The 18,827-nt window shown below is 46.5% G+C and carries 17 protein-coding genes and 1 tRNA gene; 7 read left to right on the top strand and 11 right to left on the bottom strand.

What is annotated here, in order from left to right:
- Position 1 precedes the first annotated feature (1 nt).
- Genes QFZ51_RS01210 through QFZ51_RS01190 form a run of 5 tightly spaced genes read left to right on the top strand, consistent with a single transcriptional unit; the run spans position 2 to position 5,593 of the window.
- Positions 2 to 1,726 carry a T9SS type A sorting domain-containing protein gene (locus QFZ51_RS01210; RefSeq protein WP_429042361.1) on the top strand — a complete coding sequence of 575 codons (1,725 nt, stop codon included), beginning with the start codon at positions 2 to 4 and terminating at the stop codon, positions 1,724 to 1,726.
- Between the two features lie 11 nt (positions 1,727 to 1,737).
- Positions 1,738 to 2,241: a DUF4402 domain-containing protein gene (locus QFZ51_RS01205; RefSeq protein WP_429042359.1), complete on the top strand. Its 504-nt coding sequence runs from the start codon at positions 1,738 to 1,740 to the stop codon at positions 2,239 to 2,241.
- 50 nt (positions 2,242 to 2,291) lie between these two features.
- Entirely contained in the window at positions 2,292 to 4,817 is a 2,526-nt protein-coding gene (locus QFZ51_RS01200) for a hypothetical protein (protein WP_429042358.1), read from the top strand.
- Between the two features lie 8 nt (positions 4,818 to 4,825).
- Complete coding sequence (locus QFZ51_RS01195) at positions 4,826 to 5,254, top strand: MauE/DoxX family redox-associated membrane protein (RefSeq protein ID WP_429042356.1); 429 nt, start codon at positions 4,826 to 4,828, stop codon at positions 5,252 to 5,254.
- A 42-nt stretch (positions 5,255 to 5,296) separates the two neighbouring features.
- Positions 5,297 to 5,593 carry a hypothetical protein gene (locus QFZ51_RS01190; protein WP_429042354.1) on the top strand — a complete coding sequence of 99 codons (297 nt, stop codon included), beginning with the start codon at positions 5,297 to 5,299 and terminating at the stop codon, positions 5,591 to 5,593.
- A gap of 87 nt (positions 5,594 to 5,680) precedes the next feature.
- Here the strand turns inward: QFZ51_RS01190 and QFZ51_RS01185 are convergent.
- The 11 genes from QFZ51_RS01185 to QFZ51_RS01135 all read right to left on the bottom strand — a co-directional run bounded on the left by QFZ51_RS01185 (position 5,681) and on the right by QFZ51_RS01135 (position 16,654).
- A tRNA-Arg gene (locus tag QFZ51_RS01185) sits at positions 5,681 to 5,752 on the bottom strand.
- A gap of 59 nt (positions 5,753 to 5,811) precedes the next feature.
- Complete coding sequence (locus QFZ51_RS01180) at positions 5,812 to 7,626, bottom strand: AMP-dependent synthetase/ligase (protein WP_429042352.1); 1,815 nt, start codon at positions 7,624 to 7,626, stop codon at positions 5,812 to 5,814.
- Positions 7,627 to 7,655: 29 nt separating this feature from the next.
- A complete protein-coding gene (locus QFZ51_RS01175) occupies positions 7,656 to 7,943 on the bottom strand; it encodes a 2TM domain-containing protein (RefSeq protein WP_370908497.1) in 288 nt (95 codons plus the stop codon).
- Between the two features lie 84 nt (positions 7,944 to 8,027).
- Positions 8,028 to 8,693 (bottom strand): YceI family protein, encoded by a 666-nt coding sequence (locus tag QFZ51_RS01170; protein WP_370908496.1) that lies wholly within the window; start codon positions 8,691 to 8,693, stop codon positions 8,028 to 8,030.
- 61 nt (positions 8,694 to 8,754) lie between these two features.
- Entirely contained in the window at positions 8,755 to 10,410 is a 1,656-nt protein-coding gene (paaN, locus tag QFZ51_RS01165; protein ID WP_429042348.1) for a phenylacetic acid degradation protein PaaN, read from the bottom strand.
- Positions 10,411 to 10,504: 94 nt separating this feature from the next.
- Entirely contained in the window at positions 10,505 to 11,578 is a 1,074-nt protein-coding gene (locus tag QFZ51_RS01160) for a tetratricopeptide repeat protein (RefSeq protein ID WP_429042347.1), read from the bottom strand.
- A gap of 216 nt (positions 11,579 to 11,794) precedes the next feature.
- Positions 11,795 to 12,199, bottom strand: coding sequence for a hypothetical protein (locus tag QFZ51_RS01155; RefSeq protein WP_429042345.1), 405 nt, complete (start codon positions 12,197 to 12,199; stop codon positions 11,795 to 11,797).
- Positions 12,200 to 12,278: 79 nt separating this feature from the next.
- A complete protein-coding gene (locus QFZ51_RS01150; protein WP_429042343.1) occupies positions 12,279 to 13,523 on the bottom strand; it encodes a DUF1015 domain-containing protein in 1,245 nt (414 codons plus the stop codon).
- 121 nt (positions 13,524 to 13,644) lie between these two features.
- Positions 13,645 to 14,754 (bottom strand): 3-phosphoserine/phosphohydroxythreonine transaminase, encoded by a 1,110-nt coding sequence (serC, locus tag QFZ51_RS01145; RefSeq protein WP_429042341.1) that lies wholly within the window; start codon positions 14,752 to 14,754, stop codon positions 13,645 to 13,647.
- Positions 14,755 to 14,908: 154 nt separating this feature from the next.
- The gene (locus tag QFZ51_RS01140; protein WP_429042339.1) at positions 14,909 to 15,889 is read right to left on the bottom strand and encodes a zinc dependent phospholipase C family protein; all 981 of its coding nucleotides are present in this window, start codon (positions 15,887 to 15,889) and stop codon (positions 14,909 to 14,911) included.
- A gap of 156 nt (positions 15,890 to 16,045) precedes the next feature.
- On the bottom strand, positions 16,046 to 16,654 hold the full coding sequence (locus tag QFZ51_RS01135) for a DUF502 domain-containing protein (RefSeq protein ID WP_429042338.1): 609 nt from the start codon (positions 16,652 to 16,654) through the stop codon (positions 16,046 to 16,048).
- A gap of 166 nt (positions 16,655 to 16,820) precedes the next feature.
- Between QFZ51_RS01135 and QFZ51_RS01130 the strand changes: the two genes are divergently transcribed.
- Both QFZ51_RS01130 and QFZ51_RS01125 read left to right on the top strand, forming a co-directional pair.
- Complete coding sequence (locus QFZ51_RS01130) at positions 16,821 to 17,432, top strand: TetR/AcrR family transcriptional regulator (protein WP_370908488.1); 612 nt, start codon at positions 16,821 to 16,823, stop codon at positions 17,430 to 17,432.
- Between the two features lie 4 nt (positions 17,433 to 17,436).
- The gene (locus tag QFZ51_RS01125; RefSeq protein ID WP_429042335.1) at positions 17,437 to 18,795 is read left to right on the top strand and encodes a TolC family protein; all 1,359 of its coding nucleotides are present in this window, start codon (positions 17,437 to 17,439) and stop codon (positions 18,793 to 18,795) included.
- Positions 18,796 to 18,827: the final 32 nt, after the last annotated feature.

Here is an 18,827-nt window from a genome sequence, read left to right as displayed (position 1 = left end):
TATGCGACTGGAGCTTTACTATATTTTATTCCTGTTCCTACCTGTAATGGCCTACAGCCAGGGAATTATAATTGCGTCGAATACCTATGTTATTGCCGGTGATGGCAGCATCGTGCTAAGAGCTAATTGGGCAAACAATGGTACGTTTGTTCATAACAATGGAGTAATAGTTTTCGCAGGAACAACGCAGGTCATTGCAGGAACATCGGCGACTACCTTTAATAATATAACTATCGCAACGGGCAGTACAACTACTATCAGCTCAACCGGGCATTCCCTGAAGGCCATTCTTTTAAGCAACGGCACCCTTCAGGCAAATGGAAATCTGACCTTATTATCTACTGCTGCACAAACAGCCTTGATTGATGGCAGTGGAACCGGAGAGGTGCTGGGAAACATCGACATGCAACGATACCTGTCATCTGGTTTCGGATACAGATATTTCAGCTCACCATTTCAGGCAGCTACCGTCAATGAGTTTTCGGATGATGTAAATCTTAACGCGACCTTCCCTGCATTTTACCGCTATGATGAAAACCTGCCTTCTTCCGGCTGGGTGCGTTATACCAATACTTCCAATACGCTCACACCTATGCAGGGATACGCCGCTAACATGGGCGCATCTTCCACAGCTAAAACGGCGGATATTACAGGAGTGGTGAATAACCATACAATTACCTCGGCTACGTTATACAATCATAATCAACCCTACACCCTGGGCTTTAACCTGGCAGGTAATCCGTATCCGTCACCTATAGACTGGAATACGGCATCAGGATGGAGCCGCACTAATATTGACAACGCGTTATACTACTTTAATACGGGCGCTGGTAATCAATATACGGGAACCTACAGTTCTTATATCAATGGCGTTTCCAGTGATGGAATTGCCGGTCATGTTATTGCTGCCATGCAGGGATTTTTTGTGCATGTTTCCATAGGGACATTTCCTGTTGCTGCAACGTTGTCAGTTAATAATAACGCACGCCTTAATAACCTGCTGCCTGATTTTCACCGGCTTATTCCGCTAACATCTCCATTGCTGAGGTTAACAGCAGGATTCAAGGATGATGTAACAGCAGCAGATCCTATGGTTGTTTATTTTGATGATAATGCCACGAAGGCTTTTGATACAGAAATGGATGCCCTCAAGCTGATGAATACAGATGGGGAAGTACCAAGTTTATATGTGATTAGTCCGGATGCCGCGCGGCTTTCTATTTGTTCCTGGCCTGGTATGAAAGACAGTGCAGATGTAATACAGCTGGGTCTTAAAACCGAACGGGCCGGATGGATCACCTTTAATGCATCTGACCTGGAACGTATTCCCTACGGACAGCACATATACCTCTATGACTCAAAAACCGGTATAAGACAGGATCTGGAAGAACATCCCGGTTACCGTCTTTACCTGAATGCCGGCGGATATGAGAACCGGTTTTTCCTGGTGTTCCGTGTGAAAGACCCGGATATTTTACCAGAAGCGCCCACGGCTATTTTCAATGCTTATACGGCTGGCGGCAAATTGCTTGCGCATATTGGAGAGATGCGGGGAGAAGTATGTGATGTGATGATCACGAATATGCTGGGGCAGGTAATATTACGGAAGCAGCTTTATGGTAATGGCTATCATGACCTGGGTTCAGAGTTTAGGAATGGCGTGTACATTGTTACCTTTTTTGTCCAGCAACAGAAGTTTTCAAAAAAAATATTGATCAGCAATTAATTAAGAGATCTATGATCCTGTGTAATAAATTAACCGTGAGTGTAATGATCCTGCTGTTTTTCACCTGGCAGGTAATGCAGGCGCAGCAACAGCCTCCACGCCCAATCGCTATTTATGTGAACCCTTTACAGGGACTTGTTTTTGGTGCTTTTTATCAGGGTATTTCAGGTGGTACGGTGATTATATATCCGGATGGTTCCCGGTCTGTTACAGGCAGTGTTGTACAGGCTGGCCTGGGTTTTCCTTTTTCGCCTGGCATTATTGAAGTGGATGCTAACGCCGGTACGCTTATCACTATTATGAACGGACCAGACGTTATGCTCACCGGAAGTAACGGGGGATCTATGATGTTACACATCGGTACCGCGAGTACAGGATCGCCTTTCATTGCCACAGCTATATCACCCGGCCGTACACAGGTAAGGATAGGAGGTACGCTTACAATTGGGAGTCCCCTGGCTAATCCACCTGGCGCATATAGTGGTTTATTTTCGATCACCTTTATACAGGAATAACAGGAGTGCTATCCCGTATCACTATTTTCATTTTGCTACAAACTATTGGTATGACCTCCCCTGCTTTTGCCAGGCAGGAGGTATCTCCGTATTATGAAACATCTATTTTCTTTATGGTGCAAGGCATAGGTGGAATAGAACTGCCGGCCCTGATAGTTGATGATATTGCCTATCTGTCTGTTTCTGATGTATTCAGTTTCTTACAGATCAGGAACACGTTATCCGGGAGCGCAGATACTGTATCCGGCACCTTTATTACGGAACAGGCTATTTATCTCATTGATAAAACCCATAATTGTATCCAGTATGAGGGAAAAACATTTGTACTGCAAGAAAATGAACTGATCAGCACACCTGTTGGTCTTTATTTGAGTACAGAACTTTTCGGACGTGTATTTGGATTGAATTGTAAGTTCAACTTCCGCAACCTGTCCGTTAGTATGGATACAAAACATGAGTTGCCGGTTATCCGGGAAATGCGGCAGCAGCAGATGCATCAGAATATCAATCGTCTGAAAGGCCAGGTAAAAGCGGATACTGTGATTGGCAGGGATTATCCGCTCTTTCAATTGGGTATGGCAGACTGGTCTGTTGTTACCACGCAGAGAGGAAAGGGTGGAAATGACACAAGGGCAAGCCTGTCCCTGGGAGGTACGCTTGCGGGAGGCGAAACGAATGTAGCCCTCAATTACAACAACTATGGCGCACAACAATCCGTTATGCATGATAGCAGCGATTACAGGTTCAGGCCTTTTGAGAGAAGGCAGCAATATTACCGCTGGCGTTTTGTAAATAATGATCACAAAGGCCTGCGGCAGGTGATAGCCGGGAAAATATTTGCGCAATCCACTGCTTCTGTTTACGATCCGGTGGTAGGTGTACAGGTTACCAATACACCTACTACAAACAGGCGTACTTTTGGTTTCTATACCCTGAGTAATTTTACAGAACCCAACTGGACTGTTGAATTATATGTGAACAATGAACTGGTAGATTATGCGAAAGCAGATGCGTCCGGGTTTTTTACTTTCCAGGTACCATTGGTATATGGAACAACAATTGTAAAACTTCGTTTTTACGGTCCATGGGGCGAGGAGCGGTTCCGTGAGGAGAATATCAGTGTGCCTTTCAATTTTCTGCCGCATGGTGAATTTGAATATACCGCCAGCGCGGGTGTGGTGGAAGATAGTGTGAACAGCCGGTTGGGCCGTGTAAGTTTTAACTATGGCGCTACACGCCTTATTACCATTGGCGGCGGTGTTGAATATCTTTCTTCTGTTACCACCGGGGAAACCATGCCTTTTGTGAGTGCTTCCATGCGCCTGGCTTCCAACCTGCTATTCTCGGGAGATTATACTTATGGTGTAAGGGCACAGGGGATGATGACCTGGCGCCTGCCTGCCAATCTCCTTATAGAAGCAAACTACACACGGTATAAAAAAGGGCAGAAGGCTATTATTTTCAATTACCTGGAAGAACGCAAGCTGGCAGTGTCCCGCACTTTTGTTGGTCGCAAACTTGCCGTATTTTCCAGGCTTACCCTCAACCAGTTCATATTACCCGGAGCCAAATACACTGCTGCTGAATGGCTGATGTCTGGTGCAATACTGGGTGTAGGAGCTAATTTTACCACCTATGCAGTGTTAGCTGGCCAATCAGATCCATATCTGTACAGTAACCTTGCCCTGTCTTTCCGGTTACCAAAGCAACTGATGATCACGCCGCAGGTGCAGTATGAGTATATGCAGAAAAAGATTATTGGCACTCGCTGTGAACTGGGGAAGTATTTTTTCAGAAATGGCTACCTGAATATGTCGTATGAGCGGAACTATAGAAGCAACTTCAGTAATGTGAGTATTGGTATCCGCTATGATTTTTCTTTCTCTCAGGTAGGCTTTTCCGCTTCGCGTAGTAATGCGACCAGTACGTTTGTGCAATCCGCAAGAGGAAGTTTGATACTGGGTGACTTTATGGATCTAACCAGCCGGACCAGTGTTGGTACAGGCGGCATTGTTATCCAGCCTTTTCTGGATCTGAACGGCAATGGCCACCGTGACAAAGGAGAACCTAAAGTTGCAGGACTGCAGATAATGGTGAACGGCGGCCGTATCATACATAACAAACGGGATACTACTATCCGTATACTGGAACTGGAACCGTACTCGAATTATTTAATTGATATGCGCCGCAGCAGTTTTGATAATATAGCATGGCGGTTAAAACATCCTACGGTCAGCGTGATAATAGATCCCAATCGTGTAAAACCCGTGGAGGTGCCTGTAGTGGTGGTCGGAGAAGTGTCGGGTGAGGTATACCTGAATGGGAAAGGCCTGGGGCGCATCGTAGTATGTATCTACAGTGAAGATGGCAGTCTGGCCGCCCGCCTGCTGTCAGAAAGCGATGGTTTCTTCAGCTTTAATGGACTTGCTCCCGGAAACTATATAGCCCGGATAGAACATGCACAATTACTTACCCTGGGGATGACCGCATCGCCTGCATTTATTCCCTTCTATATTACAGGAAATGAAGAGGGAGATGTGGTGGATACACTGGAATTCCGTCTGCAAACAAAATGACTATACTCATGAAAAGAGAATACGCTGCTAACATTATTGCTGCATTGTTGATTGTTTTATTTGTTTACGCAGGATTGATAAAATTATTGGATTATCAGGTATTCAGGAATCAGCTCAGCAGCTTTCCATTAATAAGTGGTTATGCTGCCGGTATGGCCTGGCAGCTGCCTGTATTGGAACTGGTGCTGTCTTATTTCCTGCTCTGGCCAAGGTCCCGCCTGATAGCCTTATATACTGCTTTTCTACTACTCCTGTCTATAAGTGTTTATATCGTAATGATGCTAACCGGAGATTACGTTATTCCCTGTGCCTGTAGTGGTGTGATAAACTTTATGTCATGGATATGGCATTTGTGGTTAAATATCATATTCATGCTTTTGGCCATAACGGGCATCTGGGCCTCAAAAAGAAGAAGGGGGGCTTATTTCACAGCGTGATTTTACCAGGCGTTTTTATTATTCAAAAAAAAATATATCCTCATGAAAAAGTACCGTTTAGGCCTGTTGGCTATTGGAATTTCTGTTATTTGTGTATTTGTTACTAAAGCAAATACCCGGCCCTTAGTGGATTACTACAAGTTTTATGTTGATGCGAATGGTAACCCCGTAACATATGCCGGAACAGGTGAAGATCCCCGTTTATCCGGATGTAAATTTGGCAATACCCTTTGTGGTAAAGTTTACAACATAAATGATGTGGTAGAGACTTCGCCCGGCGTTTATGAAGTGATTGCCGGCCATGAAGGCAACCAGGTGTATACCTACTACAGATCTTAGGTTAGACATGAGACTGGCTATAATGGCTGGTCTCATTGTTTTTGTCCGGTACACCATTAGGGTACAGCCCTGAAATGTACCACCTTGTAGCCTCAACAGGGATCGAACCTGTATCTAAAGTTTAGGAAACTTCTATTCTATCCATTGAACTATGAGGCCATCACTTTTTACCCCAATCCTGGGATCGGGTGGCAAAAGTAAGGGTTTTAAATTAATATTTAAAGACTTTCTATATCTACTTTTCCACCGGCAGGGGCATAGATACTATCGATTTCTTTTTTGAATTTCTCCAGGATTACCTTCCGTTTTGCCTTGAGGGTGGGGGTGAGTTCGCCGCCATCTACCGTCCATTCACGGGGGAGAAGGATATATTTTTTCACCTGTTCAATATGGCTGAAAAACTGGTTGTATTTGTCTACCGCCTGTTTGTACAGGTCCTGTACATCCGGGTTTTTCACGAGTTCTTCGTTGGAGGTAGCGGTGATACCGCGTTTCTGCGCCCAGTTGCGGAGATTACTGAAGGAAGGTATGATCAGTGCTGCCGTGAATTTACGGTCTTCCCCGACGATCATGATCTGTTCAATGTAGGGCGACTCCTTAAACTTGTTTTCGATGGGCTGTGGCGCCACGAATTTGCCGCCGGAGGTTTTAAAGAGTTCTTTTTTCCGGTCGGTTATCTTCAGGAACTTGTTGTCGATCATTACGCCGATATCGCCGGTATGGAACCAACCATCTTTGATGGCATCGGCAGTGAGATCTGGGCGTTTATAGTAACCAATGGTTACATTGGGGCCTTTACAGAGGATCTCGCCATCTTCCGCAAGTTTTACCTCCACACCGCTGATGACGGGACCTACGGTGCCAAACATGCGGTCTTCCACGTTGATGCGGTTTACGCTGATTACCGGGGAGGTTTCCGTAAGGCCGTAGCCTTCCATGATGGGAATGCCGCCGGCGGTGAATATCTTCAACAAACGGACCTGGCAGGCTGCTGCACCATTTACAATGCACTCGATATTGCCACCCAGGGCTGCGCGCCATTTACTGAAGACCAGCTTATTAGCCAGTTTGAGCTGCAGGTTATACCAGGCGCCCTGGTCTTTATTGATTTCATACCGTTTACCGATGTCTACTGCCCAAAAGAACAAGGCCCTTTTAATGCCTTTGAGTTCCAGGCCGGTAGTCATGATCTTTTCGTACACTTTTTCCAGCAGGCGGGGAACGGTGGTAAAGATGGTAGGCTTCACCTCTTTCAGGTTATCACCGATGGTTTCCATGGTCTCTGCGTAGTAAACCGGTACGCCGGCGCGGAGATACAGGTAGGTCACCATTCTTTCAAATATATGGTTCAATGGCAGAAAGCTAAGGGCTTTTGCCTCTTTGTTAACGGGGAGGTAAGGCTGGCAGGCCAGTACGTTGCTCATAATGTTGTGATGACTGAGCATTACGCCTTTTGGTGTGCCGGTGGTTCCGGAAGTGTAAATGATGGTGACCAGTTCTTCCGGGGAAATATTCTTTTTTACTTCCTCTATCTTTTCAAAATCGGCGGGGTCGGCCAGTGCGGGAACTTCCGTCCAGTGACGGGCGCCTTCTACTTTATTGAAGGTGAATATTTCGCGGATGGAGGGAAATTTATCCCTCATGGCGGTTATCTTATCCAGCAGGTCTTTGTCGCTCACAAAGAGGATGCGTGCTTCCGCATCATTCAGCACGTAGGCGAGCTCCGTTTCGCTGATAGTGGGGTAAATGGGGGTGAGCGCGGCGCCCAGTTGCTGACATGCCAGGTCGGTAATGATCCATTCCGGTCTGTTGGGTGAAATGATGGCTATTTTATCTTTCTCCTCATTTTGCTTGATTCCCGGTCTGATACCCAGTTTGAGCAGGCCGGAGCTGAATCTGAGAGTGAGGTCCGCTATTTCTTTTGTGCTGTACTTTTTCCATTGCCCGTTTTCTTTCCCGGCCAGCATATCCTCTTTGGGAAAGTTGGCTAATTGGTAAGAAATCACATCGAATAGTCGTTGCGGTTGGTCCATGCTGCTGTAATTTTGTTTTGGCTCAAATATCAGATACGTGTGTGCTGTTGTTCTTTCAGTTTTTCATATTCCCCTAACGCATCACCGAAAGGATCTTTGTGGTATGCGTTGAAATACTGGAAAGCCAATGCAATGCCCCATCCTAATGCGGGCCATACCGGCCAGGGAGTACCGCTTGTTTTGTCACTGTCTGTCAGGAACCATACTGCCCATAATCCCAGGTTAATCACGAGATAGATGATCAGGTGGGACTTAAATCCTGCCCTGGCTTTTGCGATGCGCCAAAGTCGGTTATCTCTTTCTTGATTTGTTTCCATGGAAGTCAGTTTTAGGTACCAGAGGTTGTACTAAATTTAAAATATTTTATTGGCTTCACGCAGAAAAAAACGAAAAAAGCGGGCTTAACGGGTAGCCTTTATATCGAAGGAGATATTTACCTGTGAATTGATGAGTTTGTCTTGTAATGATTTGTCGGCGCGATAGCTGATACCCCATTCGGTACGGTCGATGTTAAAATTGGCTATTGCGATGATGGTGTTGTCTTTAAGCGTTATCCTGGCAGGGAAGGATATATTTTTGGTAACAGCTTTCAGCGTCAGGTTTCCTTTGACAATATGGGTAGCGTTTCTAAGGGTGAGTTCATCGCCATCAGTGGGATGGAATGCCGTTACCTCGGTTATTTCAAAGGTGGCGGCGGGATATTTTTTTACGTCGAAGAACATCTCTCCTTTCAATTCGTTTTCCAGCTTGCGTTTCATGGCGGAATCGGCTGCGAGGTCTACATCCTGGAGGGATTTCATATCAATAATGAACTGGCCGCCGGTGATAAGGCTGTCTTTTACATACAGTGCGCCACCGGCCAGTTTCAATGCGCCGTAATGTTTACCGGTAGGTTTTGTACCGATCCATCGCACCACACTTAAGGCGGTATCCGGAAGATAAGCGTTACCGGTGCCGGTTTGCACGGTCTGCGCATCGGTGATCCGGGCTTTATCAGCTTTGGGCGCCTGTTCGCATGCCACGATGCCGCAGGTAATAACGAATACTATACATAAGAGTTTCTTCATAATTACTGGTATGCTTTAAAACAAGCGCCCTGTTTAAGCGGGCGCTTGTCAGAAAATTTCGCTATTCCGCCAGTTCCCGGTTGCCTACCCACACAAACCTTTTCACAATAAATTCCTGGTTGGTAAAGCTGGCATTACCTGCCGGATTACCGCCCGTAACATGGAAATCGGAAAACGCAGCATGCTGGTTTATCCAGATAAATCCTGTAAGGTTAAAAGATACAGGTGTGAAAACGCTGTTCATTTCTGCTGCTATTTTTTCTTTGGCAGATGGATCTGTGGTATAAGCCCCGCAGGTAATGGCGCCGTATTTCGATGCCATTTGTTTGGCCAGTTGTATACTATGTGCCGTGTCCCTGGTTTTGATGATCAGGATCACCGGTCCGAAAAGTTCTTTTTCATAGATGGCTGTATCCACGCTGGTTACTTCCAGGATGGTGGGAGCGCATACCCTGGCATTGGAGAATTCTTCATTCACTACCGGGGTGCCTTCGAGGATCACTTTCCCTCCGAGGTGACGGGCTTCCTGTGCGCGGGAGAGGGTGCTGTCGTTTTGTATAGCGCCGAGCGTACCTGCGCCCATTTTCGGATGGTTTACGAGGCCTACTACCGCTTCCTTGAACTTTTGCACTACCTCATTGAAAGATACCTGGCCATTGGCTGTTTTGACGCCCTGTTCGGGAATGAAAAAGTTTTGTGGCGCAGTACACATCTGCCCGGAATATAAGCTAACAGAAAAGGCGAGGTTCTGAATCACCGCATCGAGGTCGGTTACGCTGTCGAGGATCACCGAATTAACGCCTGCTTTTTCCGTAAATACCGTTTTGCCCGGGAGTGATTCCACATAGTTACCAAATGCACTGCCGCCGGTATAATCGATCAGTTTTACGTCGGGGTGTCCGCAAAGTTCTTTTGCAATGAGGTGGTCTGAGCTGTCGGCAGCCAGCTGGCAGAGGTTGGGATCATAGCCGTTGTCCTGAAGTGATTGCTGGATGGCGCTTACGGCAATGGCGATCGGCAGCACTGCTTTCGGATGCGGTTTCACAATCACGGGGTTGCCGGTGATGAGGTCGGCATAAACGCCGGGGAGTGTGTTCCATACCGGGAAGGTGGAGCAGCCAATCACAACACCGGGACCTTTGGGTACCGGTTTAAAAGTTTTGTACAGTTTGATACTGGCTTTACCCATTGGCTTCTCCCAGGTTAATGATGGCGGGTACCGCTGCAGTTCGTGATAGCCCGTGGCCACTGCTTCGAGGGCGCGGTCGTTGGCATGCGGACCGGAAGCCTGGAAGCTCATCATAAAGCTCTGGCCGGTAGTATGCATGGTAGCGTTGGCGATATCAAAAAAGTAGTCTTTTATTCTTTCCAGGGTTTCGGTGAGCATACCTGCTCTTTCGGATACCGGTACTTTCGCCCAGCTTTTGCCGGCTTCTGTGGCTTTCTTTATCAGGTCGCCAACAGGAAAAACGGGATAGGTAACTCCCAGTACCTCGCGGGTGTAGGGTGATACTTCCTCTCCGGCCCAGCTGGTTTCGCCGGTTTGCAGTAACTGTTTGAAAGGTTTTCCCAGTAATTGCTGATAGCTCTGTACGCCTTTGGCATGGGCTTCTTCCCCGTAAGCTTTGGGATGCTCCGGGTATTGCGAATAGAAAGTTCGTTCGTGGTTCGCCTTTACAGCATTGTCGATAATGTTTTGGTGTTTGTTAACGAGCATATTCAGATTTTGAGATTTACAATTTACGGATTTAGTCATTCAGTTGCTACAGCAACTAATTGACTAAACCCGTAAATCAAAAATTATCTAAATACTAATACCCGGAATTGATCAGCGTAAACCTTCCATCATTGTAATATTCATCAGGTTTCGGCTTTAATGGATTGCTGCGCTGAAATTTCAGGAAAGCATCATAATCGGTTTTATGTAATCCCACCCACGCTTTGTAGCTGGCCTGGTTGGCCGACGGGCCAAACAGCCATTGGTTATACGATTCAAACATTCCTTCCCGTAGCAGCCTGCGCTGATAATCGAAAAGGGCGTACGGATATTTCATACCGTAAAAGTTGTACCAATCCAGTAAAAAGCGGGTACGCACCATAATTAACACATCCGGATCTATTCCTCCGGTTACTACACTGATTTGCTTGCCCATACAGGCTTTATATGCTTCTACGAATTCGTTGCTGCTTTTCCTGCCCTTCTTATCCTCTGGTATGGCGCTTTCAAACAGCGAAGGGTCATTGAATAATTTTTTATAAGATTCCAGTACAATATTCCTGATTTCAGCCGTGCGTGTGGTGAAACTTTCCATATTCATGAAGGTTTCGCCGTAGAGGATGCACCACAGCGGATTATTGCTGAAGTCGTATGTTTTGGTGGCGTTGTAATAGTTGCCGGGAAAACCGGGGTCCTGTTCAATGCCTTTGATCCAGCTCCGGAGGGCGCCGTCATACATTTTGAAGTTCATCAGCAGGGTACCGTTATCATTGTATAACTCGCCGCTGTTGGGGAACTTTTTGATGGCCCGCTCAAACATGCGTTGTGCCGTTTTCCACTCTTCCCTTCCCACATAAATATTGCCTGCAATCTGAAATACCTGTACGTCTGCTTCCCTGCTGCCAAGTAAAGGTTCAATAATGCTTTTTGCCTTTACAAGGTCTCCCTTCAGATAATAGGTAAATCCCAGCTGTTTCTTTAATTCAAAATTATCCGGTTCCAGCTGCAATGCCTGGTTTAATACCAGTATGGCATTGGAATAATCTCCTCCGCGGATAAAGCCTGTGGCTGTATTATACAGCTCTTTGGCGTCTTGTGCAATTGCAACCTGTGAAAATAAAACTCCCGCAACAAAAAGTGCTTTCAATAAAGAAGACCGTATGTTCATCCCTGTCTGTCGTTTGCTGTAAAAGTAAGGAAAATGGGGTAATGTCCCACAGATCAATCTATGGGAAGGGAGATAGAAGGGATATCTTTGTTATATTATTTTATTACTTTATTTGTTGATAGAAAACTGGTTTGTAATATAATTAAGCAGATGATGGCAATAACACCACTCGCACCCACCCAAACAGGCGAATTTAGCACCTGCGGTACAGATGTATCAAATTGATCCCGCAGGGTAAATACCAGCAGGGCGGGTATGAGGCCGCATAATACCTGCATGTAAAGGGTATTGCCGAGGTTGCCCGTTCTCATATATATCCACGACAACATCAGGGAAAAAGAGACGATAATCCGGTTCCACTTTCTTTTTCCGGTTGTAGCTGTAAATCAGGACCACCAGCAACAGGCTGCAATAAATGGGTATTGTGATTAAGCTGCTTAGCACTTTGTCGTTTGTAATGCCCGGGTAGGCACTGGCGGCGGCAATATAAAAAGCGAGGAATATTACCAGGCTATACACGGGTATCAGCCAGGCGTGGCCGAGTGTGGGATAAAACTTTTTCTTTTCTGCCAGTAAGGGATCATCATCAAAAATAGAGCGGGTATCATCAGTTGTTTTCATGGATGCGGGTATAAAGGGAGACAATGAAATAACGGGCTTTCCCGGCAGATGGATATCGCCGGGAAAGCGTATAGTATGTTTAAATAATATGCGTGATCAGTCCGTCGCGCAGCTTCGGCTCAAACCAGGTACTCTTCGGGGGCATTACGTTTCCGCTGTCGGCAATGTCAAACAGCTGCTGGATGGTGACGGGGTAAAGGGCAAATGCTACTTTCATTTCGCCGCTGTCTACCCGTTTTACCAGTTCGTTCAACCCGCGGATGCCGCCAACAAAGTCGATGCGTTTATCGGTGCGCTGGTCTTTGATGCCCAGCAGTTTATCCAGTATGTTATTGGAAAGAATGGTTACATCGAGGATGCCTATGGGATCGGTGGTATAGGTGCCTTCTTTTGCCACCAGGCGGTACCACCGGCCATCGAGGTACATGCTGAATTCATGCAGCATGGAGGGTTGCTGGGGCAGGTGCCCGATTTCTTCCACGGTGAAGTCGTAGTCCAGACGGGAGAGGAGCGCTTCCTTACTCAGGCCGTTAAGGTCTTTCACCACGCGGTTATAATCCAGGATGGCCAATTGGCTGGCCGGGAAAATGGTGGTGAGGAAATAGTTGACGGGATTGTCTACCGAGGTGATCTTTCCTTCTTTCTCAAACGCGGCCTGTACGAGGCTGGCGGAGGCGGCGCGGTGATGGCCGTCGGCGATGTAGGTGCAGGGCACCTTTTCGGCGAACAGGGTAGTGATGTCCTGGATGGCAGCGGGGGTGTTGATTACCCATACGGTGTGCCGGATACCATCTTCGGCGGTGAAATCATACACTGGTTGGTTGTGTTCCTGCCAGTGGTCTACCAGGGCGTTTACTTCCGGTACGTCGTTGTAAGCGAGGAATACGTTGCCGGTTTGCGCTTTGGTGGTTTTAATATGATTAATGCGGTCCAGTTCTTTATCGGGCCGGGTAAATTCGTGTTTTTTAATGATGCCGTTGTTATAGTCTGATATGGCGGAAACGCATACCAGTCCGGTTTGAGCGCGGCCGTTCATCACCAGTTTGTAGATATAATAGGCGGCCTGTGGTTCCAGGACGAGGGTGCCTTCCTGTACCATGCGGTGCAGGTTTTCCGCTGCCTTATCATATACGGGCTGACTGTGGGTGTCTGTTCCGTCGGGCAGATCTATTTCAGATTTTGAAACATGATAATATGAGTAAGGGTTACCGGATGCCGCTGCTTTGGCTTCTTCCGAGCTGAGTACGTCGTACGGCCTTGCAGCTACTTTTGCTGCGAGATCTGCTGTAGGCCTTAATCCGTTAAAGGGTCTGATAATAGCCATGATGTAGATATGTGTGAGTGGTAAATGTAATAATAAAAAAAATACGGATTACCGCTAACGAATTACGGAGTTGCAGATAGCTGATCTACCTGCAACTCCGTAATACAATAAGGATATTTTCTTATGCCTTTTTCAGGGAGAAGTATTTCATGGCTTCCACCATTACTTCTACGCTTTCATATGGCAATGCGTTATACATAGATACGCGGAATCCGCCGGAGAGACGGTGTCCTTTGATACCAACGATATCTTCTTTCTTACAGAATTTGAGGAATTCTTCTTCCATTTCCGGTTTATCCATGATGAAGCAGGCGTTCATTTTACTACGGTCTTCTTTCACAACAGTACCGCGGAACAGCGGGTTGTGGTCGATTTCATCGTAAAGGAGTGCTGCTTTTTTATCATTGATCTTTTCAATGGCAGGAATGCCGCCCTGTTCTTTGAGCCAGCGGAGTGTGAGCATGGAAATGTACACAGCGAATACGGGAGGGGTGTTTAGCATAGAACCATTTTCTATGTGGTTCCTGTAATCCAGTATGGCTGGTATTTTGCGCGTTACCTTGCCCAACATGCTTTTGCGTACAGCTACCATGGTAGCGCCTGCGGCGCCCATATTTTTTTGTACGCCGGCATATATCAGCGAGTACTTGTTAAAGTCCATGCTGCGGCTCATGATGTCACTGCTCATATCTGCTACCAGGGGTACATCGGTAACAGGTGTCATTTGCCACTGTGTACCATAGATGGTATTGTTAGTGGTAATGTGCAGATAACTTGCCTTTTGGGGGATGGTGAACTGTTTGGGAATGTGATTGTAGTTGCTTTCTTTGGAGCTCGCCACAACGTCGGCGAAGCCAAACAATTTTGCTTCTTTGATGGCCTTGTTGGACCATACTCCGGTATCCACATATGCGGCAGATTCGCTGCTTTCCAGCAGGTTCATTGGCACCTGCATAAACTGCGTGGTGGCTCCGCCATGTAAAAAGAGTACTTCAAAGTCATCATCAAGCTGCATCAGTTCCCTCACCAGGTTGCGCGCCTCGTCCATCACCGCTATAAACGGTTGCGTTCTGTGGCCAATTTCCAGTATAGACATCCCTGACCCTTCAAAGTCAATCAGAGCTTTACTGGCCTTGTACAATACCTCGTTGGGTAATACAGAAGGACCTGCGTTAAAATTATGCACCTTCATGTTGCGATTCAGATTAAATTCATTTTTTGATCTTTCCACTTTGTTTTGGTTTTTCTAAGGAAACGGAAAAAAAACGGCACGGGTGTTTTAAAACCAGTAAGGCGCGTGGTGTAGGACAGGCTAAAAGATGGTATGGGCAAAGATAAAATTTCTTTTCTAATTATTAAGTATTACCATAAATATTTTAACCGGCTCATTCCTCCCTCACCGGTAGCTTACCTTCCAGCCATTGACGTTGTAGCTGTTCCATCTCCTGTACCTCCTCGGGGGTAAGGGTAGTATGGGTGAGCTCCTGTAAAGAGGGCTGTCCTGCATTTACCCAGGCGGTATACCAGGCTGCTGCCACGGCTGCTATCGCATTTTTCATCCTTCGTTCCACCATGTCGCCCATCGAAAGTGCGTATGCTTTCGTATAGTCTTCTGCGTAAGTACGAATTAATACCCCATTCCGGTTTTCATAACCGTAACGCCTGCCGGGCGGAAATTTTTCACTAAGCCGCTTTTCGTAGGCCAGTACTGTATCTGCGGCCATTCCGCTTATCCTGATAATGTCCCATATATATTTACGGGGTTCGGATATATACACGGCTTTCCCGGCCCAGTAATCGAACGTTTTATCTGCCAGTAATTCAGGGATGCGGGATTCCCACAAGCCATGAATACCCTGCTGGCCGGTAAACTGGCCGTTATGATTGGAACAGGCATGCAGGGGCACGTGTGCATCTGCCATATAATGTCCCAGTTCGGCAGACAGCCGGAGGATGCGCTGCTGGTCCTTTTCCCTGAATGCGGCGGTGAGCATGGCCAGCATCTTTTCAAGATGCCAGGGCAGAATGCCGTTGCGGTTCAGGGAATCTGCCGTGTATCTGGCGACTGCATCTGCCCAGTTACGGGGAATCTGCGCGTAGGGCGGCTTGTCGAACAGGTCGATATCAATGTAATGCCTGGCGCCTTCTGCAGCAACAGCGTAGCGCCGCTTGTCCGGATCTGTCGCATGTGCCGTAATGTACTCCAGTTGCGGCTTATAGAGGACCATCATTTCCGGCGGCAGGCAAAATACCGCCAGCCGGTTAATCCGCTGATGCGCAAAAAATCCCCATGCACAAACATCTGTACAGGAAAATATGATTACAGTAAATAATACGGGAATCCGTAGCCAGGTGTGGGTTAACATGTCACTATATTTTTGGGAAGACGAATATAGCGAAAAAAAGTATGCTGATATTTTATCTCCAGGGATAATAAAATATCAGCATTGTTACAGCAACGGAAAATGTAAGCATGCTTTAACCACGAGGTATTTACGCTTCATCTATGAAGCATCCCCGGATCAGATATGGGTAACGCCACCACTTACGGCAAACTTCATGGCTTCGCCGGCAGAAACGTTGGTCAGCGGTTTAACCCGCTCTTTTGGCACCATAAACACCTTACCGGTAATGGCATACGCATGGGGTACGTATACTGCCATGTATCCTTCGAGGCCCAGGTTGCTGACATCCGTCTGCGTAATGAATCCCATCTCCCACACATCCACCCCGTATACCTGCACCAGCACCGGGTGATCGAATTTTTTCTTTTCACCTACAAACGCATCAAAAACATCCTTAATAGAGGTGTAAATATATTTGATAAAAGGCGTGCGCTCCAGCAGGTGGTCAAACAAATCAAAGATCCGCCCGATAATAAAGGAGGAGCTGAGGTAACCTACCCCGATGATCAGCAGCAGCACCAATGCAAACCCTACTCCTTTGTACCTCAGAAAACCAAAAGAAGCGCCTTCCGGAATCAGCTCTTTCGGAATAAGATTATCAATAGTAATAAAGGCCCAGTACAAGGTAAGCGCAGTAATACCAATGGGCGCCAGAATGAGCAATCCCTGAAAGAAGTAACGCAGCAATCGTGATGCAAATACTTTTAATCTAAGCTTTGGCGACATGGTTTGTGATTAGGGCTGCAAATTAGACAATAAAGCGCAAAGCAGGAAGCAGGGATGGTTAATTGAATGTTGCCACATGTAAAAAAATAGTACTGGAAACTTTGGAAGTTTGTAAAGTTTCCATAGTTTTGTCCAGCATAACAACAGGGTTAATGCGATAAAATCTATGGAAGTACAGGAACGCATTATGGACACGGCTTTTGGCCTTTTTCGTCAATTTGGTACCCGCTCCATCACGATGGATGACATCGCTGTGAGAATGGGGATTTCGAAGAAAACGCTTTACGCCCACTTCACCGATAAGGACGATATGGTTTGCCAAACCATCGGCCGGTTCATAAATATCGTTACCGAAGACTGTATCGAAGACCGGAAAAAATCGAAAGACGCCATTGACGAGTTATTCCTCGTAATGGACATGCTGGACCGCCGCCTGCGCAATATGAACCCTGTCATTATCCTGGACCTGCAGAAATTTCACTCGAAAGCCTACCAGTTGTTCCTCGATTACCGGAACAACACCCTGGCTACCATGATCCGTGAAAATATGGAAAGAGGCATCAGTGAAAAAGTATACCGGCCCGATATCGACATTAAAATACTGACCCAATACAGGATATACGCCTGCATGATCTGTTTTCAACCGGAAGTGTTCCCTGGCGCCAATGATATGAACAAAGTGCAGAAAGTGTTGCTGGAGAATTTTTTATATGGGGTGGCTTCTGTAAAAGGATACCGGCTTATTGAAGAATATAAACAACTATCGCAAAATAAATAACACTATGCTATCAATCAAAAGGCTCACCAGTATGGCTTTTATGGTGTGGCTGCTGTCCCTGGTGACCATCGCCGGCGCCCAGCAGCAGGTTACGCCTGAACCCATCCGTTTGTCTGCCAAAGAAGCGGTAGACTACGCACTGGCTAATCAGAGCACCGTTAAAACCGCCAAACTGGACGAACTCATCCAGCTGGCCAAGAACAAGGAGGTTAGCGGCCTGGCACTGCCCAATGTCGCTGGTACCGGCTCTTACCAGTACAACCCGATCACTCAGAAACAGATGTTTAACATGAGGAACTTTGGATTGCCAAAAGATTCCTTTACGGCAGTTTCCTTCCAGCTACCGCATAACCTGGTTGGGGAAGTGAAACTTACACAGGTACTCTTCGATCCCAGCGTACTCGTAGCTTTACAGGCACGTAAAACACTGGAAGACCTGGTATCACAGGGCGTGGAAAAGGCGGAAATAGACGTGAAATCCACCGTGTACAAAGCCTATTACAATGTACTGTCTGCCAACAAAGCATTGACCATCCTTTCCGAAAACATCCGTTCCCTGGAAAAGATCCTCAACGAAACCAAACAGATCTACAAAAACGGTCTTGCGGAAAAACTGGATGTAGACCGCCTGGTAGTGCAATATACCAACCTGCAAACGGAGCAAACCAAACTCCGTAACCTGATTGAACTGGGTACTGCTTCACTGAAATACCAGATGGGCATGCCACTGAAACAGGCTATAACGTTAACGGATACACTTTCTACAGAAAGGATTGCAGCAGATGTGCTGGATATGGATAAATTCGACTACTCACAGCGGATTGAATACCAGTTGCTGCAAACGCAAAAGAAAGCAAATGAATATGATCTGAAAAGATATAAGCTGAAAGGTCTACCCTCCCTGCAACTATTCGGTTCTACCGGCGCATTAAGGGGAAGTGATAAATTTGATTACCTCCAGAACCAGATGTGGTACGGTTATGTAAACACAGGACTGAACCTCTCTGTTCCCATCTTTAGTGGTATGCAGCGCAAACGGCAGGTAGACCAGGCGTGGCTGGCAGTAAAGAAAAGTGAAGTGGCCATCGAAAATGCGAAGCTGGGCATCGACCTGGAAAGAGAGCAATCCTATTCTACTTTCCGCAACAACGTACTCACGCTGGAAGCACAGGAGAAAAACATGGAACTGGCACAGGACGTATATAACACCACCCAGATCAAATACAGGGAGGGCGTAGGTTCCAGCCTGGAAATGACCACTGCTGAAAACGATTTGCTCACTGCACAGAATAATTATTTCACTGCATTGTTTAACGCTATTGTTGCTAAGGTAGACCTGCTGAAATCGTACGGCAAACTATAAGCTTCATTATTTCAATCACTATTTACTACTAA

This window comes from Chitinophaga sp. W3I9, assembly GCF_050434025.1.
Classification (GTDB): Bacteria; Bacteroidota; Bacteroidia; order Chitinophagales; family Chitinophagaceae; genus Chitinophaga.
Note: the sequence above shows the minus strand (reverse complement) of the source record. Positions and strands in the feature narration are given on the sequence as shown.